Source organism: Rahnella inusitata (assembly GCF_003263515.1).
GTDB classification, from domain to species: domain Bacteria; phylum Pseudomonadota; class Gammaproteobacteria; order Enterobacterales; family Enterobacteriaceae; genus Rahnella; species Rahnella inusitata.
Map to the genome: position 1 here is coordinate 1 of NZ_JYDE01000024.1, position 21,408 is coordinate 21,408.

Genomic DNA, 21,408 nt, shown 5'->3' on the forward strand with positions numbered 1-21,408 from the left:
TTTTTATTTGACGTTTCAAATCAGTTCGCTGCACCTGATACGGCTTCTTTGGCCAGCTCAGTAATCCGTACGTAATCGCCGCTTTCCAGCGCGTCCGCAGGCACCAGCCATGAACCGCCGATACACAACACGCTTTTCAGCGCCAGATAGTCACGGTAGTTCTTCGGTGTGATCCCGCCGGTCGGGCAGAAACGCACTTGCGGGAACGGCCCTGCGATCGCCTGCAACGCTTTCACGCCGCCGTTGGCTTCCGCCGGGAAGAATTTGAACTCGCGCAGGCCGGCATCCAGACCCATCATCAGTTCAGACACGGTGCAGATCCCCGGAATAAGCGGGATGGAACCGGCATTGGCCGCTTTTAGCAGCGCGTCGGTCAGGCCCGGGCTGATGGCAAACTGCGCACCGGCTTCAGTGACGTCGGCCAGTTGCTGTGGATTCAGTACGGTACCGGCACCAATGATCGCTTCAGGCACTTCTTTCGCAATGGCACGGATAGCGTCCATCGCACACGCAGTACGCAAGGTGACTTCCAGTACACGCACGCCGCCGGCAACCAGTGCCTTCGCCAGCGGAACCGCGTGTTCCAGCTTATTGATCACAATCACAGGAACAACCGGCCCTGAGGTCAGAATTTGTTCCGCGCTTGTTTTCCAGTTTTTCATCTTGTTCTCCGTTCATGCCCGCAGGCATCGTTGTGATTGATGGCGCGCCCCTGCCACAGGGTCCGGCAAATGAAACTTTGCCGGAAACCGACCACACCCGATTGGACAATACTACTATTCCTAACTGCTAAAAGCCTTGATGTGACATAAAAAAACGCTGCATAAGCAGCGTTTTTCTGATGAAGCCTAGTTACTCGAACTCGTTCCATGAACGGCCGTCGCGGGTGATCATCGCCACAGACGCCACCGGACCCCATGTCCCGGACTGGTACGGTTTTGGTGCTTCGCTTTCCGCCGCCCACGCGTTCATGATGGAGTCGACCCATTTCCAGGCTTCTTCCACTTCATCACGACGGACGAACAGTGCCTGGATCCCACGCATGGTTTCCAGCAGCAGACGCTCGTAAGCATCGGCGATGTGCTGCTCGTTGAAGGTTTCGGTGAAGCTCAAGTCCAGCTTGGTGGTTTGCAGACGGTGTTTGTGTTCAAGACCCGGTACTTTGTTCAGCACTTCGATCTCGATACCTTCATCCGGTTGCAGACGAATGGTCAGCTTGTTTTGCGGCAACTGCTGGTAAGAATCACGGAACAGGTTCAGTGCAGGGTTTTTGAAATACACCACGACTTCAGAACATTTGCTCGGCAGACGTTTACCGGTACGCAGGTAGAACGGCACGCCCGCCCACTGCCAGTTATCGATATCTACGCGAATAGAAACGAAGGTTTCCGTGGTACTGGATTTTTTTGCACCCTCTTCTTCCAGATAGCCAGGGACTTTTTTGCCCTGCACAAAACCGGCGGTGTACTGACCGCGCACGGTATTTTCGCGCACGTTGGACTGGTCGATGCGGCGCAGAGAGCGCAGCACTTTCACTTTTTCGTCACGGATGCGGTCAGTGCTCAGATCAGCCGGTGGAGACATGGCGATCATGGTCAGGATTTGCAGCAAGTGGTTCTGGATCATATCGCGCATCTGACCCGCTTCATCGAAGTAACCCCAACGGCCTTCGATACCCACTTCTTCCGCCACGGTGATTTGCACGTGATCAATGGTACGGTTGTCCCAGTTACTGGCGAACAGGTTGTTGGCGAAACGCAGCGCCAGCAGGTTCAGAACCGTTTCTTTACCCAGATAGTGGTCGATACGGTAAACCTGAGACTCGGCGAAGTATTCCGCAACCTGATCATTGATGACCTGAGAAGATTCGAGGGAATGGCCCAGCGGTTTTTCCATCACGACGCGCGCAGGTTCTTTATTCAGCCCTGCTTCACCCAGACCCCGGCAGATCGCCCCGAAGTGGCTTGGCGCAATGGCAAAATAGTTAATGGTGGCGCGATTTTTCTGGTCGAGCATCTTGCCCAACACTTTAAAATGCTTCAGATCGTTGACATCAAGGTTACAGAAATCAAGACGGGCACTGAGTTTTTCCCACAGTTCCGGATCAATTTTTTCTTTCATGAAGGTGGTCAGCGCTTCTTTGACCACTTCGGTATAGGCCGCTTTGTCCCATTCCGCACGTCCGACGCCGATGATTTTGGTGTCAGGGTGAATGTGACCTGCTTTCTCTAACTGATACAGGGAAGGCAACAGTTTACGGCGCGCAAGATCGCCTTTTGCACCGAAAATAACCAGGTCACACGCCTGGGCTGTCTGGGTTACCGCCATGTTCTTCTCCTTAATGCAGGAATACCTTTCATAGTTCGGGCTGCCAATGCTTAAGCTGCAAGCCGAATATCGCGGGTACATATTGTAATTTTATTTCAGCAACAATGTACTCTGATTGCCTGTAAGCCGTAAACCTTGATCTGACTGCGTGATAAGTCTCCGGAAAACCGTCTTTTTATCATAACTCTCTGGGATGCCGACAAAACACACCACATCCTGTAATTTTATGACAAAACCGAATGGAATTTACCATACTGAAAGTTAGACCTCGGTCAAACTCTGACAAAAAAAGCCGTTATTTCGCCTGACTGACGCTGCCAACGGGATAATGCGCGTAGTATATTTTCATCAAACAGACATGATTTCCTCTTTTCAAAGAAATCGTCGAAACCTATGAGTGGCATGCTTATGAATACGTTGGAAAAAATCCAGACCCATCTCGACATTCTGAGCAAATCAGAACGAAAAGTGGCCGAAGTTATCCTGGCATCACCAAACATAGCTATCCACTCCAGTATCGCCACTCTCGCCCGCATGGCCGATGTCAGCGAACCTACTGTAAACCGTTTTTGCCGTCGCCTCGACACAAAAGGGTTTCCAGATTTTAAATTGCATCTGGCCCAAAGTCTGGCAAACGGCACGCCTTACGTGAACCGTAACGTTGACGAAGGTGACAGCGTCAGCGCCTATACCAGTAAAATCTTCGAATCGGCCATGGCCAGCCTTGATCAGGTGAAAAACACCCTCGATATTGCCGCCATCAACCGCGCCGTTGATTTACTCACTCAGGCCAAAAAGATTTCTTTCTTTGGGCTGGGCGCTTCCGCCGCCGTGGCGCATGATGCCATGAACAAATTCTTCCGCTTCAACATCCCGGTGGTGTATTTCGACGACATCGTCATGCAACGTATGAGCTGCATGAATTCCAGTGAAGGCGACGTCGTGGTGCTGATTTCCCACACCGGGCGCACCAAGAATCTGGTTGAACTGGCGCAGCTGGCTCGTGAAAACGACGCCACTGTCATCGCCATCACCTCTTTTAATACACCGCTGGCGCACGAAGCAACGCTGGCGCTGTTACTGGATGTTCCGGAAGACACCGACGTTTACATGCCGATGGTATCTCGCATTGCCCAGCTCACGCTTATCGACGTACTGGCCACCGGTTTTACGCTGCGCCGGGGTACAAAATTCAGAGATAACCTGAAGCGCGTCAAAGAAGCGTTGAAAGAATCGCGCTTTGATAAAGGGACAGTCGTCTCTGTGCAGCCTGAATAAACCAATATCTCAGTAACAAGTTGCAGATTTAATAGGGAGTCTGGCCGGAAATCTTCGCGCAATGTGCGCAGGTTAAACGTCAGACACGAGGTCAGCGGGTCACACAGGTGAAACCCTTTTGTATTACAATTACACCTCAACCCAATGTGGACTCGCTGTTTTTTGCAGTAAAGGCACCAGTTAACGAACGGAGTAAGCATGTCCAGAAGACTCAGAAGAACGAAGATCGTTACCACACTCGGTCCCGCCACCGACCGCGATAATAACCTTGAAAAGATCATTGCTGCCGGCGCCAACGTCGTACGCATGAACTTCTCACACGGCACCGCTGAAGACCACATTTTGCGCGCTAACAAAGTGCGTGAAATCGCCGCCCGCCTTGGCCGCCACGTGGCAATTCTTGGCGATCTGCAAGGCCCGAAAATCCGCGTATCCACCTTTAAGGAAGGCAAAGTCTTCCTCAATATCGGTGACAAATTCCTGCTCGATGCCAACATGAGCAAAGGCGAAGGTGACAAAGAGAAAGTCGGCATCGACTACAAAGGTCTGCCCGCTGACGTTGTGCCGGGCGATATCCTGCTGCTCGACGATGGTCGCGTACAGCTGAAAGTGCTTGAAGTTCAGGGCATGAAAGTCTTCACAGAAGTGACCGTTGGCGGCCCGCTGTCCAACAACAAAGGCATCAATAAGCTGGGCGGCGGTCTTTCCGCTGAAGCCCTGACTGAGAAAGATAAAGCAGACATTATTACTGCGGCCAAAATGGACGTAGATTTCCTGGCAGTTTCTTTCCCACGCACCGGCGAAGATCTTAACTATGCACGCCGTCTGGCGCGTGCTGCAGGCTGTAACGCACAGATTGTCTCGAAAGTAGAACGTGCAGAAGCCGTGGCCAGTGATGCGGCGATGGATGACATCATTCTGGCGTCTGACGTCGTCATGGTCGCCCGCGGTGATTTAGGGGTAGAAATCGGTGACCCGGAACTGGTGGGTATTCAGAAGAAACTGATCCGCCGTGCCCGTCAGCTGAACCGTGCGGTGATAACCGCCACGCAGATGATGGAATCGATGATAACCAACCCGATGCCAACCCGTGCGGAAGTCATGGACGTGGCGAACGCCGTGCTTGACGGCACCGATGCGGTGATGCTTTCTGCCGAAACCGCCGCCGGTCAGTATCCGTCAGAAACGGTTGCCGCGATGGCACGCGTCTGTCTGGGTGCGGAAAAGATCCCAAGCATCAATGTGTCCAAACACCGTCTGGACGTTGAATTCGATAACACCGAAGAAGCCATCGCCATGTCCGCCATGTATGCGGCCAACCACCTGAAAGGCGTGACGGCGATAATCTCCATGACCGAATCCGGGCGCACTGCGCTGATGCTTTCCCGCATCAGCTCCGGTCTGCCTATCTTCGCCATGTCCCGTCATGAGCACACGCTGAACCTGACCGCTATCTACCGTGGCGTCACGCCAGTGTTCTTCGACAGCCATAACGACGGCGTGGCGGCGGCGCAGGACGCAGTGAACCTGCTGCGTGATAAAGGTTATCTGCTTTCCGGCGATCTGGTGATCATCACTCAGGGTGACGTCATGAGCACCATCGGTACGACAAATACCAGCCGCGTCTTACGTGTTGAATAAATGAAAGTGTAATAAGATATTTATTTCAAGCCCACAGCGATGTGGGCTTTTTTATTTAGACTGAAAATCATTTTCTCGCCCTGTTATTTATAAGGTCATAGACAGCCTCATATTGATCATTATTTTGCCATTCTGCTGTCATATTTTTAAGGTTTTGTTCCCTTCTCGCTTCACCTGCGTAAAATACCCCTTTCCTTTCTGCGCCTAAATATAACTTTTTACCGTCTCAGGCCGCACTTTAAACGCATTAAAATGAATAAGAAATACAGATTACTCTGGTGTGATTATAAATAATTTAAATACTTTCAGCCTTTTTGTGTGATTCGCGTCACATAAAATCATGAAATCCGCGTGGATGTGATAAATGTTCAATGCCAACGTTGAATGATAATGATTTGCATTTATAATGATTCCCATTCGTTAAATCCTTGTATAAATCCGCACCAAGGAAATCACACAAGAGAAACCACTTTAAATTTACGTTAATAAAGACATAAAAATACATACCTGACAGGCATGGCCATAAGCCCTGCCCGATAACGCATACGTTCAAAACATGATCCCTGAAAAATCCGGGCGGACGCCCCACGCCCGCAGCGGAATAACCGCCACATAACAAGGTGCCAAACATGAGCCAGATAAATAATTGGGAACTGATGCAAACCTCTGCCATTTCCCCTGCCGGAATAAGCAAAAATGAGGGATTTATTTTCAATCAAAACAGCACATCGGAATGGCAGGCACACATTGAGCAAGGCATTGAATTAATTAAATCTCACATTAACCATACGGAAAAACCTTTTTCCGGCGTGTCCCCGGCGGAATTAGCGGAACAATTTCGCCATATTGATTTGACCAAACCTTTAGACGGAACGCGGCTGGCGCTGGAAGAACTGGATGATTTATATCTGCAACATGCGGTCTATTTTCATCACCCAAAATATCTCGCTCACCTCAACTGCCCGACCGTGGTGCCCTCACAGCTGGCAGAGCTGTTTATCAGCGCGATTAACTCCTCAGTGGATACCTGGGATCAGAGCGCAGGCGGCACGCTGATTGAGCAAAAGGTGATTGACTGGACGCTGGCACGTATCGGGTTTGGCGCGCAGTCGGACGGCATTTTCACCAGCGGCGGCACCCAGTCTAACCTGATGGCGATGCTGCTGGCACGCGACAGCCACTGCAAACGTACCCGCCCGCAGCACAGTATTAAATATCAGGGCCTGCCGCCGGAAGCCAACCGCTGGCGTATTTTCAGCTCACAGGTCAGCCACTTCAGCATTCAGAAATCCGCCGCCCTGCTCGGCCTGGGCTATGACGCCGTGGTACCGGTGGCCTGCGACAGCGCATTTCGCATGGACATCGGCGCGCTTAAAACTGAAATCGACCGCTGCCACGCAGAAGGCCTGATCCCGATTGCGATTGTCGCCACCGCCGGCACCACCGACTTCGGCAGTATCGATCCCCTTCATGAGATCGCCGAAATCTGCCGCAAGGAGAAAATCTGGATGCACGCCGACGCTGCTTACGGCTGTGGTTTGCTGGTTTCTCCTCAGCACCGCCAGCGCATTGACGGCATTCATCTGGCGGATTCCGTCACCGTTGATTATCACAAATCCTTCTTCCAGCCGGTGAGTTGCAGCGCATTTCTGGTTAACGACCACAGCCATCTGGAGCACGTGACGCATCACGCAGAATACCTCAATCCGCTCAGCGCCAAGCTCGAAGGAACGCCTAATCTGGTCAATAAAAGTATTCAGACCACCAAACGTTTTGATGCCCTGAAGATGTGGCTGACGCTGCGCGTGATGGGTCAGCAGGCGCTGGGCGAGTCTTTCGATGTGCTGCTCGAACGCGCCACACAAACCCATCAGATGATGGAGAACAACCCGAATATTGACGTCCTTCACAAGCCAGAACTCAGCACGCTGGTGTTCCGCTTTGTGCCGCGCATGTCGATGAGCCATGAACAAATTGACGCCATCAATGCCGACATCCGCAAAGCAATTTTCCGTGACGGCAGCGCCGTGATAGCAGGCACCAAAGTTCATCAGCGCCAGTACCTGAAATTCACCTTACTGAATCCGATGACCACCACCGAAGACATCGCCGACGTACTCGGTCTCATCACGCATTACGGCAAAGAACTGACTGCTGCCGCGCTGAGCGCCGCTAAAAACCGGTAACAGGAGTTGCACCATGAACATCAACCCGACCCAACAGACTTACGATTTTATCGCCATCGGCATAGGCCCGTTTAACCTCGGTCTGGCCTGTCTGACCGAGCCGGTCAAAGCGCTGAACGGCCTGTTTTTAGATCAAAATGACGGCTTCGACTGGCACACCGGCATGATGCTGGAAAGCGCCCATTTGCAGACGCCGTTCATGGCCGATTTAGTGACGCTGGCCGATCCGACCAGCCCTTATAGCTTCCTGAATTACCTGAAGCAGCAAGGCAAACTCTACTCTTTCTACATTCGTGAAAACTTCTTCATGATGCGCAAAGAGTTCAACCAGTACTGCCAGTGGGCGTGCGAACAACTGACCAGCCTGCAATTTTCCACACGCGTGGAGCTGGTGACCTGGGATGCCGCACAGGAATGCTATCTGGTGCAGGCGCGTTCGACTAAAAGCGGCGACAAGCAAATTTATCGCGCTAAACGTCTGGTGCTCGGCACCGGCCCTTCGCCGTGGGTACCCGCCTGCACCCGTGACGCCGGAAGCAACGTGCATCACTCCTCGGCGTACCTGCCAAACAAAGAACAGGTACAAAATTCCAAATCGATCACCGTGGTCGGCAGCGGACAGAGCGCGGCGGAGATTTACTACGACCTGCTCTCTGATATCGATAAGTACGATTATCAGCTGACGTGGGTGACGCGCGCGCCGCGCTTCTACCCGCTGGAATACAGCAAACTGACGCTGGAAATGACCTCGCCGGAATACATCGACTACTTCCACGATCTGCCGATGAGCAAACGCGACCAGCTGAACCGCGAGCAGAAAGGCTTGTATAAAGGCATTAACGCCAGCCTGATTAACGACATCTACGATCTGATGTACACCAAGCGTCTCGACGGACCGCTTAAGGTCGATATGTATACCCATTCAGAGCTGACCGCCCTGACCCGCAATCGCAGCGGTCAGCTCGAGATGAGCCTGTTGCATCACGAACAACAGCAGGAATATCGCCACAAAACCGAATCGGTGATCCTCGCCACCGGCTACAGCTATCAGCCGCCGCAGTTTATCGAAGGGATTTATAACCGCATTCAGTGGGACGACGCCGGACGCTACGCCGTTAACCGCAACTACAGCATTGATGCTCACAATCAGATCTTCGTACAAAACGCCGAGCTTCACACCCACGGCTTCGTCACGCCGGATCTGGGCATGGCGTGCTATCGCAACAGCTCGATCATCCGCGAAATGCTTGGCAAAGAATTTTACACAGTGGAGAAATCCATCGCGTTCCAGACGTTCTGCGCCCGTAGCCTGGCCGACCAATAACGGAGAAATCACCCATGTTTGATATGACTCCCGCATCCGTTTTCTCCTGCCCGCGCGAGGCCGGACTCCTGACGTTGCGCCCGCTTAATCTGGCGAAAGACGCCGCCGTGCTGCACGGCTGGATGACGCAGCCCTACGCCAGTTTCTGGGGAATGCAGAACAGCAGCGTCGGCGAAGTGGATGCGTTTTATCGCGACCTTACCGCCGGTAAACCGCACGCGGCGCTGATGGGCGAAATCGACGGCCAGCCGCGTTTTCTGATCGAATGCTATCCCGTGCAGGACGATCCGCTGCATGAACATTACGACGTGCAGCCGGGCGATATCGGCATGCATATTCTGCTCGCACCGGCAAACCCGCCGGTCGCCGGTTTCAGCTGGCAGGTGTTTTCCGCCGTAATGGAATACCTGTTCAGTCTGCCCGACGTGAAACGTGTGGTCGTTGAACCGGATGTCCGCAACGAGAAGATCCACAAACTGAATAAACGCGCCGGTTTCCGCTATCAGAAACAAGTGCAACTGACACACAAAACTGCATGGCTGGCGTTCTGCCAGCACGAAGATTTTTTGCAGGCCAGCCAGAAGGAACACGCCACCATGACGACCTCAACACTGCAATCCGGCCAGCACTTACAGCCTGAAATCTGGGCGAAAGCCAACGCCCTGTTACTGCGTAAATGCCTGTCCGAGCTGACTCACGAACGCCTGCTCGAACCGAAAGCGTTACAGTCCAGCGGCACCTGGACTGACTATCAGCTGGCGGTTCCGGCATCAGAAGTCGAATACCGTTTCCGCGCGCGCCAGCTTCCGCTTAACGACTGGATGATCGATCTGGACAGCATTCAGCGTCTGGACAATTTAACCGGGCAGCCGCTCGATGCGCTGAAATTCATTATTGAATTCGCTGAACAAATTGGCATTTCACAAGCCATGCTGCCGACTTATATGGAAGAAATCAGCAGCACGCTCTACAGCAGCGCGTATAAGCTGGCGAACAATCACATCACTGCCAAACAGCTGACGGAGGCGGATTTCCAGACAGTGGAAACCAGCATGACCGAAGGCCATCCGAGCTTTATCGCCAACAACGGTCGCATCGGTTTTGACGCCGGTGACTACGTGCGTTACGCACCGGAAGCGGCGAATCCGCTGAAATTAGTGTGGGTGGCGGTACATCATGACAAAGCCCATTTCGCCACCACCGAAGGTTTGCCGTACGAAAAACTTATCGCCGAAGAACTGGGCGATGCGCAGATTTGTGCCTTCACACAGAAGCTGGTGGATATCGGCGTCGACCCGAAAAACTATTACTTCATGCCGGTACATCCCTGGCAGTGGCAGAACAAACTTCTGACGGTATTCGCCCCGGACATCGCCCGTCAGTTCCTGATTTATCTCGGCGAAGGCGAAGATCAGTATCTGGCGCAGCAGTCGATCCGCACCTTCTTTAATGCCAGCCAGCCCACGCACCGTTACGTGAAAACTGCACTGTCGATTCTGAATATGGGCTTTATGCGCGGGCTCTCTCCGTACTACATGGCGACCACGCCGGGCATCAACGAATGGCTGGCAGAGCTGGTGGAAAACGATTCCTATCTGCAATCCACCGGTTTTAAGATTTTGCAGGAAGTCGCCTCGCTCGGGTATCACAACCATTACTTCGAAGAGGCGATCAAAGGCGACAGCGCTTACAAGAAAATGTTTGCCGCGCTGTGGCGTGAAAATCCCGTGGCTCAGCTGCAACCCAATCAGCGCCTGATGACCATGGCTGCGCTGCTGCATACCGATAAACACGGCGATGCGCTGATTGTGGAGATGATTAAATCCTCCGGTCTGGCGACCGGCGACTGGCTGAAGCGTTACATGCACGCCTACCTCAGCCCGCTGCTGCACTGCTTCTATCAGTATGATCTGGTGTTTATGCCGCACGGCGAAAACCTGATCCTGCGCTTTGAAAACAATATTCCGGTAAACGCATTCATGAAGGATATTGCCGAAGAAATCGCGGTGATGAACCCTGACGCCAGGCTGCCGGAAAAAGCCAAACGTCTGGCGGTGGATGTGCCTGAAGAACTGAAGATCCTGTCGATCTTCACCGATGTCTTCGCCGGCGTATTCCGCTTTATCGCCCGTATTCTGGAAGAGCACGGCGACTATCCGGCCGGACAGTTCTGGGGCGTGGCGGCGGAAGTCGTGCGCGATTACCAGCTGCAATACCCGGAGCTGGCGGAGAAGTTTGCGCGCTATGACATGTTCGGCGCGGAGTTCACGCACTCTTGCCTCAATCGTCTGCAACTGGCAAATAACCAGCAGATGATCAACCTGGCGGATCCGGCACAAAACCTGAAATTCGCCGGGACGCTGGAGAACCCGATCGCGGCCTACGCCAACCGATATTAAGCAGACTTTTAATCCTGTGCGTTTTTTTAGCGCGGCCTGAGAGGGTCGCGCTTTTCTGATTTTGAGTGATGGAGAATTCTCGTTATGTCGTCCGTTTCTGAACCGGCCTCACGGCTGAGTTATCGCCAGTGGCTGTTCCCGCTGTCACTGGTATTATTCGAATTCGCCACCTACATCGCCCACGATATGATCCAGCCGGGCATGTTGCAGGTGATCAGCGATTTCAGCGCCAGCGCCGACTGGGTGTCGACCTCGCTGACCGCCTATCTGTGCGGCGGCATCTTACTGCAATGGCTGCTCGGTCCGCTGTCCGATCGCCTCGGGCGGCGACCGGTTTTGCTTACTGGCGTGGCCTTTTTCACTCTCACCTGTTTTCTGACCGTCTTCACACAAAGCATCGAGCAATTCATTTTAATGCGTTTCCTGCAAGGGATGAGCCTGTGCTTTATCGGCGCAGTCGGGTACGCCGCTATTCAGGAAGCATTCAATGAAACGCTGAGCGTCAAACTGATGGCGCTGATGGCCAACATCACGCTGATCGCCCCGCTGCTCGGGCCGCTGGCCGGTGCCGCCTTCATCCATTACGCGCCGTGGAAAGCCATGTTTGCGCTGTTCTCGCTGATTTCTGCGCTGGCGTTCTGGGGATTGTGGCGCAGCATGCCCGAAACCGCGACAGGCCGCGATGGCCGCTTTTCGATGCGCAGATTGCTGACGGATTACCGCGAAGTACTGACCAATCAGGGCGTCGTCACCGGCTCGCTGTCCATCGGGCTGGTCACCCTGCCGCTGCTGGCATGGGTGGCGCAGTCACCGGTGTTACTGATTCAGGACGCAGGCATGTCACCGCTGCGCTACGGCTGGTTGCAGGTGCCGGTATTTACCGGGCTGATTATCGGCAATATCGCACTCAGCAAACTCAGCGGAAAAGTGAACATCCGCACGCCAATCTGGCTGGGTATCGTTCCGATCACGCTGGGGCTGGCGATCGCCGCAGGTTCGGCGCTGTTTATGGTTCATGCATGGGATTGGATAATCGGCGGGCTGAGCCTGTACGCGCTGGGCACCGGGCTGGTGAACGCCGGGCTTTACCGCCTGACGCTGTTTTCAAGCCCGACAGGCAAAGGCACCGTCGCGGCGGCACTCGGGCTTATCACCATTGTGGTATTCGCCGTAGGGATCGAAGTGGCGAAGCAGCTGTACTTTGCGTGGGGTAACGGCATCTTTATGCTGGCGGGACTTATTTCCGGGCTGACCGGTGCGCTGATGATTACGGCGTTTATGAAAAGGCCCCAAAAAGCCTGATCGCGTTTTCTGCACGCTTTTCTGAAAACATAAAGGCTGAGGTTTTACACTCAGCCTTTTTCGTTATGCCCGTCGCAACTATTTTTTCGGGAACAACTCTTTGCGCGCGTAAGGTTCTGTCTCGCCCGGCTTACGGGTTTTGAGCAGCTTGAGGATCCAGGTGTATTGCTCAGGGTTTGGCCCGACCAATATTTCCACCTCTTCATTCATGCGGCGTGCAATGGTGACGTCATCGGCAGTCGCCAGATCGTCCATCGGCGGACGCACAAAGATATCCAGACGCTGTTCATGGCCGTTATACACCGGGAACAGAGGCACAATTGCGGCACGGCAGACTTTCATCAGACGCCCGACCGCCGGAAGCGTGGCTTTGTAGGTGGCGAAAAAATCCACGAACTCGCTGTGTTCCGCGCCATGATCCTGATCCGGCAAATAGTAGCCCCAGTAACCCTGACGCACAGAACTGATGAACGGCTTGATGCCGTCGTTGCGCGCATGCAACCGTCCGCCAAAACGACGGCGCACGGTGTTCCATAAATAATCGGTCAGCGGATTTTTCTGGTTGTGGAACATCGCCGCCATCGGCTGACCACTGGCGGCCATCAGCATCGCCGGGATATCTACGGCCCAGCCGTGGGGAACCAGAAAAATCACGTTTTTGCCGTCGGCCTGCATCTGATCGATAATTTCTTTGCCGTGCCAGTGCACGCGTTCCATGATTTTCTCTGGATTGCGCAGCGCCAGCTCGGCCATCATCACCATCGACTGCGGCGCACAGGCAAACATTTCATCGATGATGTGTTCGCGCTCGGCTTCCGGCGTTTCAGGCAGGCAGTACAACAGATTGATTTGCGCACGACGACGCGCGCCTTTGGCGAATTTCCCGGCCAAACGGCCAAGACTGCCTAACATAGGATCGCGCACTTTGGCAGGCACGTAAGCCATCCCCGCCATCGCACCAACGCCCAGCCAGACGCCCCAGTAACGCGGATGGTAAAAGGCTTTCTGAAATTGCGGAATAAATTCTGCGGTCGAACGTTTTTCTTTTTCTGGCTGCATGCTCAGGCTCTTATGACAAATTCTGGCTTAATGATAAGTGCAGTGATTTATTTTGCAATAAATCACTGCACATCAGCATTTAGCCGGGATGTATGTTCCTGAACAATCAGTCCAGCTTCAGTTGCGGAACGACCTGGCGAACGGTGGCCAGATACGTACTGCGATCTTTACCGGTCAGCCCTTCGGTGCGAGGCAATTTGGCGGTCAGAGGGTTGACGGCCAGCTGGTTGATCCACATTTCAAAGTGCAAATGAGGACCGGTAGAACGTCCGGTGTTGCCGGAAAGCGCAATGCGGTCGCCGCGTTTCACTTTCTGACCCGGCTTCACCAGCAACTTACGCAGGTGCATATAACGTGTCATGTACTGACGACCATGACGGATAGCCACGTAGTTACCTGCTGCTCCGCCATTTTTGGCGATCACTACTTCGCCATCACCGACCGCCAGCACTGGCGTACCGACCGGCACGGCGAAATCGACGCCACGGTGCGGCGCGATGCGACCCGTTACCGGGTTCAGACGACGTGGATTGAAGTTAGAGGAAACACGGTACTGTTTTCCGGTAGGGAAGCGCAGGAAGCCTTTCGCCAGCCCGCTGCCGGTGCGGTCATAAAACTTACCGTCTTCGGCACGCACGGCATAATAATCTTTGCCGCCGGTACGCATACGCACCGCTTGCAGTTCGCTTTGCTCATTCTTGCCGTCCAGCACTTCGTGAGACATCAGGACGGCGAAGTCATCACCTTTCTGCAATTTACGGAAATCGAGCTGCCACTGCAGCGCTTTGATAACGGCGCTGACTTCAGCACTGCTCAGCCCGGCAGCTCTGGCGCTGGTGACAAAACTGCCATTCAGCGTGCCCTTGATTACCGAGTCTTTCCATTCCCCTTGCAGGGTTTGTAACGAGGACTTAAAGGTGTTGCCTGAACGGTCAAAGGTATAGGTTTCGCGACGGGATTTCTCCCATGTCAGACGTTGTAAATCGCCCGCATCATTGAGCGTCCACGAGATTTGCTGCCCGATTTTCAGGTTACGCAAATCACGGTTCGCGTCAGACAATGCCGCGATTTCCGACATATCAATGCCGTACTGATTCAGGATGCTGCTGAGGGTATCGCCGGTGGAGACCACATACTCATGCACACCGGCTTCGTTGACGATTTTATCGTCCAGATCATCTTGCGGGATGTCATCGTCGGCAGGTGCGGTTTGATCGATAGGCTCACTGGCTTCAGGAAGCAGCGAACGTAACTGTTCGTGATCGAGGGCAATGCTTTTTACAATCGGTCGGGTATCTGAGAGGTCATTGTCCGGGTGATAGGCTAACGGTTTCCAGACGGCCACAGCCAGTGTGACGACGGTAAGCGACCCCAGCATGATGCGGTGGGGCCGTGGAAGGTTGCTATACGCCAGAGCGATAGATCGGGCTATCAGCTGCACTTAATTCTGTCCTTTTAGCTTACTTCAGGCAGCTCAGGTATTGGTTCGTCAGCTGTGACAGGAAGTTCACGTAGCTGTCCGCGCCCAATGCAATGCCGCTCCCCAGCGGATCCAATGTGCCCATACGCACTGTTGTTCCCTGGGCAACAGCCGTGATGACGGCTGGCCTGAATTGTGGCTCAGCAAAAACGCATGTCGCTTTTTGCTCAACCAACTGAGTTCGAATGAGATGTAAACGCTGTGCGCCGGGCTGTATTTCGGGATTGATCGTAAAGTGACCAAGTGGCGAAAGGCCGAAGTGTTTTTCAAAGTAGCCATAAGCATCGTGAAAAACAAAATATCCCTTACCCTGCACAGGCTGCAGCATATTACCAATATTTTTGTCAGTTTTTGTCAGGCTTTCCTCAAAACGTGACAAGTTTGCATCTAATTGTTGCTTCTTCTGCGGCATGAGTTCGAGAAGTTTGTTGTGGATCACAATCGCGGTCTCACGAGCGATCTCCGGCGACAGCCAGACATGCATATTGTACTGGCCGTGACTGTGTTCATCCTCGTCATGCCCTTCGCCGTGATCGTGGTCATGCTCGTCCTCGTCGGAGCCTTTCATCAACAGCGGTTTGACCGCCGCCAGCGTGGCAATTTCTACCTGACGATTGGGCGACAGCTGCGCCGCAGACTTGGTCATGAAGACTTCCATTTCCGGCCCGACCCACACCACCAGATCCGCACTGCGTATGCGCTGGATGTCAGAAGGACGCAGCGCAAAATCGTGTGGCGAGGCGCCATCCGGCAGCAAGATTTCCGTTGGCGTCACACCTTCCGCGATGGCTGAAGCGATAAAACCGAGTGGACGGACAGACGCCAGCACGGCGGCCTGCGCGCTGAAAGCCGCACCGGCACTCAGGATGGCGGCTGCCAGGAACAACCGTTTAACGCTTTTTTTCTGTATCATGCGGGGTGAACTCATCTTCATGTTGGGGGAAAACTGGTTATTTTTCGCGAAACGCAATATTATAACATCCGATTTGTTCTGCAAGACCCAATGACATGCCCACATTAGCGACACTTAAAAATATTTCGGTAACTTTCGGTTCCCGCCGCGTGTTGTCCAACATCTCGCTGGCTTTGCAACCGGGAAAAATACTCACCCTCCTTGGCCCGAACGGCGCGGGGAAATCGACATTAGTGCGCGTCGTGCTTGGCCTGATTGCGCCCTCCGAAGGCACGATGACCTGCGAACCCGGCTTACGCATCGGCTACGTTCCGCAAAAAATTCATCTTGATCCCACCATGCCACTGACCGTCAGCCGCTTTATGCGCCTGAAACCCGGTGTCAAAAAATCCGACATTCTGCCCGCGCTTAAACGCGTTCAGGCTGCGCATCTGCTGGATCAGCCTATGCAAAAATTGTCCGGTGGTGAGAATCAGCGCGTCCTGCTGGCGCGGGCATTAATGAACAGCCCGCAGTTACTGGTGCTTGATGAACCGACTCAGGGCGTGGACGTCAACGGGCAGCTGGCGCTGTATAACCTGATCGACAGCCTGCGCTGCGAGCTGGGTTGCGCGGTGCTGATGGTGTCACATGACCTGCATCTGGTGATGGCAAAAACCGACGAAGTGCTGTGCCTCAATCAGCACATCTGCTGTTCCGGTTCACCGGAAGTGGTCTCCACCCATCCCGAATTTATCGCTATGTTTGGCAACCGCGGCGCGGAGCAGCTGGCAATTTATCGCCACAATCACAACCATCGTCACGATTTGAAGGGAAAAGTCATTTTGCGCAACAGCGGAGGTCGTGACGCATGATCGCTCTATTATTACCGGGCTGGCTGGCCGGTGTTTTACTGGCGATCGCCGCCGGTCCGCTGGGCTCTTTTGTGGTCTGGCGCAGAATGTCTTATTTCGGTGATACGCTGGCGCACGCGTCATTGCTCGGCGTGGCATTTGGCCTGTTGCTGAATGTGAATCCGTTTTATACCGTGATCGCCGTGACCCTGCTGCTGGCAGTGGTACTGGTCGCGCTGGAACGTAAACCGCATCTGGCCGTCGATACTTTGCTCGGCATCATGGCGCACAGCGCGCTGTCGCTCGGTCTGGTGGTGGTCAGCCTGATGTCCGGTGTACGCGTTGATCTGATGGCGTATCTGTTCGGCGATCTGCTGTCGGTCACCTATAGCGATATCTGGATGATCGGCATTGGCGTCGCCGTCGTGATTGCGGTTCTCTGCTGGCAATGGCGTTCGCTGCTGTCCATGACCATCAGCCCTGAGCTGGCACACGTCGATGGCGTTAATCTGCAACGTTCGCGGGTGATCCTGATGCTGGTCACGGCCCTGACCATCGGGCTGGCGATGAAATTTGTCGGCGCACTGATCATCACCTCCCTGCTGATTATTCCTGCGGCCACCGCCCGCCGCTTTGCTAAGACGCCAGAGCAGATGGCGTCTTTCGCAGTGGTTATCGGGATGGTGGCGGTCACGGCGGGCCTGACGTTTTCAGCGTTTTACGACACGCCCGCTGGCCCCTCAGTCGTGCTCTCGGCCGCCGTGCTGTTTATGTTAAGCCTCGGCAAAAAACAGATCGCCTGACCTCAACGTCAGAAACAAAAACGGACGCCACTGAGCGTCCGTTTTTGCTAGTACGGCCAGGTTTACGTTTCCTGATCCTGTTCCTGCATAGCCTCACGCCTCGCCTGCCGCCAGTGCATCACCGGCGACACGGTCAGCCCGTGAACAACCACACTGGCGACAATCACCGTAAACGCAATATTGGTCATGTAACCGGCTTCCGCGCCCTGCAACCCGTGCGTATACGCGTAGGCGATGTAGTTCATGCTGCCGATCCCTCGGATCCCAAACCAGCCAATCATCAGCCGTCGTCCGCGCGGTACGCGCATCCCAAAGGTGGTGATGTACACCGAGAGCGGACGGATCACGATAAACAGTAACGCGGCGAAAACTAATCCCATCGGTTCCCAATGCTCGGCCAGCGTGATACCCAGCACCATCACAATCCCGGCGGCGAACAGCCGTTCAATGGTGTCACCAAAGGAGAGCGCATCCCCGACCATCAGCCCGATAGAGTTGGTTGGCCTCTCCGCCGACATGGAATGGCGCGTATGCGGATTTACCATCCCTTCTGCCGGCGGCGGTCGGGTGCCTTCGGTGAGATCGTCCGGCGGATTCAGTGTCACGACTCGCACCTCGGCACTGCGCAAACCGACGCCCGCCGCAAACGCGGCCAGGAACCCGGAGGCATCCAGACTTTGCGCAGCGGCGTAGCTCAGCGCGATCAGCGCCAGCGCCAGAAAATCACTGGGGGCGACTGAACGCTGACGGCTGTGAAAACGTGTGGCACTTAGCCCGACCAGCCGCCCCATGGCATAACCAATCGCCAGACCGCCCAGCAAGGCCCAGACGACATCGCGCCACGCCCAGTCCCAAATGGCCGCCGATGACAGGCCGTCGTGTGCGGTAAACAACATCAGCGCCAGCATCAAAATCGGCAGCGCGGAACCGTCGTTCATGCCCGCTTCGCTTGAGAGCGCTACGCGCAATCCGTCGTCATCATTAGCGTCATTGACGGCAATCATACTGGCCAGTACCGGATCTGTCGGCGCGATGATCGCCCCCAGCGCCAGCGCTAACGGCCAGGATATCCCCGCCAGATAATGCGCCAGTGCGGTCACACTCAGCACCGTCAGCAACATCGCCGGGAACGCCAGTAAGGCACCCACACGCCAGCTCTGCGAGCGAAACGGCAATCTGAGTTTAAGGCCGGTAATAAAGAGCGATGCGGCCATCGCGATTTCTGTGAACCGCGCGGTCAGCGTCGAGTACTCAACCAGATCCACGTGCAGCAGATTCAGCACCCACGGCCCGCAGACAATCCCTGCAGCCAGATACAGTCCAAAGGTGGTCACAGGCGCGCGCGAAATCCAGCCTGATGCCAATGACATAATTAACAGCAGTCCGCCGACTGCCGCCGTCCATCCTAAAAATCCCATGTAAGCTCCCTGAAAAATAACATCTTTTAAGCGTAGTACATCGGAGCCAACCGGCATGGCCGGGCACAAAAGGCGCGGCACAAGCCGTTATCGTGCGCTAATATTGATGCCTGACTTATGCAAAAAGGTTCATCAAAAATGATTAAATACAGCGTGTTATACCCAAATATCGAAAACGGAACCTTTGATCACGATTACTATCGCAATGTGCATTTACCGCTGATCAAAAAGAAGATGGGGGAATTTTGCCACTCCTACGCCATCGATAAAATTCAGGACAATGCCCCGGCGGACACGCCTTTTGTCGCGGCCTGCCATATCTATTGCCACTCAATGGAAGACTTCGAGAAAGGCATGAAAGATCACGCAGCAGAGTTTGTGGCTGACGTGGCGAACTTCACTAATATCGAACCCGTTAAAATGATTTTCGATGTAGTTGTGTGATTTTCTGTTCATTCTGTGAAATATAAAAAAAGCCATTTCCGTATTCAGTTACGGATAATGGCCTTTTTCACTGAGACTTCGAGGATGTGTTGTGTCGTTTTGTTTGCACTAAACGATCAATTTGATTTTGTTAGTAATTTTTTAATCGACGTACTTGGTTCCCGCTTAATCGTGTGCAAAAACTCCTGAGCTTTATCATTAGCCGCATATTCCGCACTGACACCGAAATCCTGCACCATCGCCCACTTTTCGAACATGGCCTCATCACATTCACGCATAAACCACAGCATTCTTACCGCCGTCACCGCCACCTGTGGAATTTGGGTCACCGTACCGTTTATCCACTTATTTAAGGTGCTCCGTGGCAGTCCCAGCAGAATGCATAACGCGGGCTGATCGATACCGAGTCTCTGAACATAGTCCAGAAACTCATTTGCGTTATCTGCCATTGCCTTACCTCCTGTTTTCTAAAACCACACGCATTGTACAGGAATCTCATAGAGATTTCAGCCTGTCGCTATTCGCTACGAAAACTTTTGAATACGATTCATTTCGACACTGGATTTCGTGTCCACTAGCTACAAATAAGCGCGCTAAGTGAAACAATTTCATGTAGCGGTATAAGCTTACGTTTCTTGACATAAGTCAAACATGCAGTGGATGTGTGAAGCAAGTCACATTCACCGTATGTATGATTTATGAAAAGAGACAATTAAAGCGTTCTGTGAGCGCGTTAATACGTCGCTAACAGATACTTATTTCAATGTGGGAAAAAACTCATGAAAGCACAGCTTACAGAACGTAACACTCAGATCATTGCGGCTTACATCGCGGGCAACACCAACAAAATCGAACTGGCTCATTATTTCGGTGTATCGGCTTCGACAATCCGACGTGTACTGGCAGGTTTTGCAATGGCTGTGGCTATGGTTCCACTGGCTCAGGCGAGTTTGCTTGATGATGTTAACAATGGCATTAGCTTTCAGGAATTCACGGCAAAATGGGAAAGCATGACGTTAAGTCAGCAGCAAACTGAACGTGCACTTCTGCGAGCTGCGGGTGAAGAGAATATTTTACAAGACCTTAGGGACAATGTTGCGATACATGCACCCGATGCTATCCCTCAAGCTACACCACAATTATCACCGCAGGCGATCCCACAGGCCATCCCGCAAGCTACGCCACAGTTAACGCCGGTCGCGCCTGTTCAGACTGTACAACTGACGCCGCAGGCCATCCCGCAAGCTACGCCGCAGTTAACACCAGTCGCGCCTGTTCAGACGGCACAAGCCACGCCGCAGGCTGCGCCACACGCTACGCCGGAGAAAATCCCCTCCAGGGAGCCAGTTCATCCGGACGGTCAGCATTTTACTTCTGAACCACAGGCTCATTTAGATGGCAAACACAATGTTGAAATCAACCCTGGTCACGCCAATCCTGAAGGCACCCCTGTTGATAACAGAGCCATAGCACAACGCCAACTCACAGCGGATAAATACATTTCTGCCAGCCGACAAACCGTAGCGGAAACTACCGCAACCCCTGCCCAACAACCTGTTATCCCTCAGCAGGTTCGTTCAGCTTATTACGACAAACAGATCACCGCGCTTAATGCAGAAGCTGAGCAGAACCACGCTGAAGTATTAGCAGAGTCTCATAGCCGCGCAGTGGGCGATGCGCAGACGCTGAGCCAGGCCAATGACTACACTAATAAGAGATTCTCTGATCTGAAATCTCAGGTTGATGACAACAAGGATCAGGCTAACGCAGGTACCGCTTCTGCTCTGGCCGCTACCGGTATCCCACAGGTAGAGGCAGGGTCTGATTTCATGGTCGGCGCAGGCGCCGGGACTTATGGTAATCAGTCCGCCATCGCCGTTGGTGTATCGGGACACCTGACGGCAAAGACGGTCACCAAACTGGCGGTTTCCGGCGATACGAACAACGGTTTTGGTGCATCTGCCGGCATTGGCTGGAACTTCTGATTGTTCATGCGGCTG

Annotated in this window: 17 protein-coding genes; 10 read left to right on the plus strand and 7 right to left on the minus strand. The window is 53.6% G+C overall.

Annotation, left to right across the window (positions count from 1 at the left end; genetic code table 11):
• Window positions 1-20: 20 nt before the first annotated feature.
• Both TU92_RS15100 and zwf read right to left on the minus strand, forming a co-directional pair.
• Window positions 21-662: a bifunctional 4-hydroxy-2-oxoglutarate aldolase/2-dehydro-3-deoxy-phosphogluconate aldolase gene (locus tag TU92_RS15100; RefSeq protein ID WP_112168045.1), complete on the minus strand. Its 642-nt coding sequence runs from the start codon at window positions 660-662 to the stop codon at window positions 21-23.
• A gap of 190 nt (window positions 663-852) precedes the next feature.
• On the minus strand, window positions 853-2,328 hold the full coding sequence (zwf, locus tag TU92_RS15105) for a glucose-6-phosphate dehydrogenase (protein WP_112168046.1): 1,476 nt from the start codon (window positions 2,326-2,328) through the stop codon (window positions 853-855).
• Window positions 2,329-2,736: 408 nt separating this feature from the next.
• On the opposite strand from zwf, the gene TU92_RS15110 reads away from it, so the two are divergent.
• The 6 genes from TU92_RS15110 (at window position 2,737) to TU92_RS15135 (ending at window position 12,458) form a co-directional block, all read left to right on the plus strand.
• Window positions 2,737-3,606, plus strand: a complete 870-nt coding sequence (locus tag TU92_RS15110) for a MurR/RpiR family transcriptional regulator (protein WP_112168159.1) — start codon at window positions 2,737-2,739, stop codon at window positions 3,604-3,606.
• Window positions 3,607-3,804: 198 nt separating this feature from the next.
• Window positions 3,805-5,247 carry a pyruvate kinase gene (pyk, locus tag TU92_RS15115; RefSeq protein ID WP_112168047.1) on the plus strand — a complete coding sequence of 481 codons (1,443 nt, stop codon included), beginning with the start codon at window positions 3,805-3,807 and terminating at the stop codon, window positions 5,245-5,247.
• Between the two features lie 629 nt (window positions 5,248-5,876).
• Window positions 5,877-7,433, plus strand: a complete 1,557-nt coding sequence (locus TU92_RS15120) for a pyridoxal phosphate-dependent decarboxylase family protein (RefSeq protein ID WP_112168048.1) — start codon at window positions 5,877-5,879, stop codon at window positions 7,431-7,433.
• A 13-nt stretch (window positions 7,434-7,446) separates the two neighbouring features.
• Window positions 7,447-8,757, plus strand: coding sequence for a lysine N(6)-hydroxylase/L-ornithine N(5)-oxygenase family protein (locus TU92_RS15125; protein ID WP_112168049.1), 1,311 nt, complete (start codon window positions 7,447-7,449; stop codon window positions 8,755-8,757).
• Window positions 8,758-8,780: 23 nt separating this feature from the next.
• Window positions 8,781-11,156: a GNAT family N-acetyltransferase gene (locus TU92_RS15130; RefSeq protein WP_112168160.1), complete on the plus strand. Its 2,376-nt coding sequence runs from the start codon at window positions 8,781-8,783 to the stop codon at window positions 11,154-11,156.
• Window positions 11,157-11,240: 84 nt separating this feature from the next.
• Window positions 11,241-12,458, plus strand: a complete 1,218-nt coding sequence (locus TU92_RS15135) for an MFS transporter (RefSeq protein ID WP_112168050.1) — start codon at window positions 11,241-11,243, stop codon at window positions 12,456-12,458.
• Window positions 12,459-12,536: 78 nt separating this feature from the next.
• On the opposite strand, the gene lpxM is transcribed toward TU92_RS15135, so the two are convergent.
• The 3 genes from lpxM to znuA form a co-directional block, all read right to left on the minus strand.
• Window positions 12,537-13,517: a lauroyl-Kdo(2)-lipid IV(A) myristoyltransferase gene (gene lpxM, locus TU92_RS15140; protein ID WP_112168051.1), complete on the minus strand. Its 981-nt coding sequence runs from the start codon at window positions 13,515-13,517 to the stop codon at window positions 12,537-12,539.
• A gap of 106 nt (window positions 13,518-13,623) precedes the next feature.
• The gene (gene mepM / locus TU92_RS15145; RefSeq protein ID WP_112168052.1) at window positions 13,624-14,958 is read right to left on the minus strand and encodes a murein DD-endopeptidase MepM; all 1,335 of its coding nucleotides are present in this window, start codon (window positions 14,956-14,958) and stop codon (window positions 13,624-13,626) included.
• 19 nt (window positions 14,959-14,977) lie between these two features.
• On the minus strand, window positions 14,978-15,910 hold the full coding sequence (znuA, locus tag TU92_RS15150; protein ID WP_112168053.1) for a zinc ABC transporter substrate-binding protein ZnuA: 933 nt from the start codon (window positions 15,908-15,910) through the stop codon (window positions 14,978-14,980).
• 95 nt (window positions 15,911-16,005) lie between these two features.
• On the opposite strand from znuA, the gene znuC reads away from it, so the two are divergent.
• Window positions 16,006-16,764, plus strand: a complete 759-nt coding sequence (znuC, locus tag TU92_RS15155; RefSeq protein ID WP_112168054.1) for a zinc ABC transporter ATP-binding protein ZnuC — start codon at window positions 16,006-16,008, stop codon at window positions 16,762-16,764.
• The gene (gene znuB, locus TU92_RS15160; protein ID WP_112168055.1) at window positions 16,761-17,546 is read left to right on the plus strand and encodes a zinc ABC transporter permease subunit ZnuB; all 786 of its coding nucleotides are present in this window, start codon (window positions 16,761-16,763) and stop codon (window positions 17,544-17,546) included. Before znuC ends, znuB begins: the two co-directional genes overlap by 4 nt.
• 62 nt (window positions 17,547-17,608) lie before the next feature.
• On the opposite strand, the gene TU92_RS15165 is transcribed toward znuB, so the two are convergent.
• Window positions 17,609-18,964 (minus strand): cation:proton antiporter, encoded by a 1,356-nt coding sequence (locus TU92_RS15165; protein WP_112168056.1) that lies wholly within the window; start codon window positions 18,962-18,964, stop codon window positions 17,609-17,611.
• A gap of 138 nt (window positions 18,965-19,102) precedes the next feature.
• Between TU92_RS15165 and TU92_RS15170 the strand changes: the two genes are divergently transcribed.
• Window positions 19,103-19,408, plus strand: a complete 306-nt coding sequence (locus TU92_RS15170; protein WP_112168057.1) for an EthD family reductase — start codon at window positions 19,103-19,105, stop codon at window positions 19,406-19,408.
• A 116-nt stretch (window positions 19,409-19,524) separates the two neighbouring features.
• Here TU92_RS15170 and TU92_RS15175 read toward each other — a convergent pair whose 3' ends face one another.
• Window positions 19,525-19,857, minus strand: a complete 333-nt coding sequence (locus TU92_RS15175; protein WP_112168058.1) for a hypothetical protein — start codon at window positions 19,855-19,857, stop codon at window positions 19,525-19,527.
• Window positions 19,858-20,187: 330 nt separating this feature from the next.
• Here TU92_RS15175 and TU92_RS15180 point away from each other — a divergent pair, with 330 nt between their 5' ends.
• Window positions 20,188-21,393: a YadA C-terminal domain-containing protein gene (locus TU92_RS15180; protein WP_112168059.1), complete on the plus strand. Its 1,206-nt coding sequence runs from the start codon at window positions 20,188-20,190 to the stop codon at window positions 21,391-21,393.
• Window positions 21,394-21,408 lie beyond the last annotated feature (15 nt).

Bases quoted from the DNA above. Each gene is read 5' to 3' on its own strand.
- TU92_RS15100 (WP_112168045.1), bottom strand. From the start codon at position 662: ATGAAAAACTGGAAAACAAGCGCGGAACAAATTCTGACCTCAGGGCCG.
- zwf (WP_112168046.1), bottom strand. From the start codon at position 2,328: ATGGCGGTAACCCAGACAGCCCAGGCGTGTGACCTGGTTATTTTCGGT.
- TU92_RS15110 (WP_112168159.1), top strand. From the start codon at position 2,737: ATGAATACGTTGGAAAAAATCCAGACCCATCTCGACATTCTGAGCAAA.
- pyk (WP_112168047.1), top strand. From the start codon at position 3,805: ATGTCCAGAAGACTCAGAAGAACGAAGATCGTTACCACACTCGGTCCC.
- TU92_RS15120 (WP_112168048.1), top strand. From the start codon at position 5,877: ATGAGCCAGATAAATAATTGGGAACTGATGCAAACCTCTGCCATTTCC.
- TU92_RS15125 (WP_112168049.1), top strand. From the start codon at position 7,447: ATGAACATCAACCCGACCCAACAGACTTACGATTTTATCGCCATCGGC.
- TU92_RS15130 (WP_112168160.1), top strand. From the start codon at position 8,781: ATGACTCCCGCATCCGTTTTCTCCTGCCCGCGCGAGGCCGGACTCCTG.
- TU92_RS15135 (WP_112168050.1), top strand. From the start codon at position 11,241: ATGTCGTCCGTTTCTGAACCGGCCTCACGGCTGAGTTATCGCCAGTGG.
- lpxM (WP_112168051.1), bottom strand. From the start codon at position 13,517: ATGCAGCCAGAAAAAGAAAAACGTTCGACCGCAGAATTTATTCCGCAA.
- znuA (WP_112168053.1), bottom strand. From the start codon at position 15,910: ATGATACAGAAAAAAAGCGTTAAACGGTTGTTCCTGGCAGCCGCCATC.
- znuC (WP_112168054.1), top strand. From the start codon at position 16,006: ATGCCCACATTAGCGACACTTAAAAATATTTCGGTAACTTTCGGTTCC.
- znuB (WP_112168055.1), top strand. From the start codon at position 16,761: ATGATCGCTCTATTATTACCGGGCTGGCTGGCCGGTGTTTTACTGGCG.
- TU92_RS15165 (WP_112168056.1), bottom strand. From the start codon at position 18,964: ATGGGATTTTTAGGATGGACGGCGGCAGTCGGCGGACTGCTGTTAATT.
- TU92_RS15170 (WP_112168057.1), top strand. From the start codon at position 19,103: ATGATTAAATACAGCGTGTTATACCCAAATATCGAAAACGGAACCTTT.
- TU92_RS15175 (WP_112168058.1), bottom strand. From the start codon at position 19,857: ATGGCAGATAACGCAAATGAGTTTCTGGACTATGTTCAGAGACTCGGT.
- TU92_RS15180 (WP_112168059.1), top strand. From the start codon at position 20,188: ATGAAAGCACAGCTTACAGAACGTAACACTCAGATCATTGCGGCTTAC.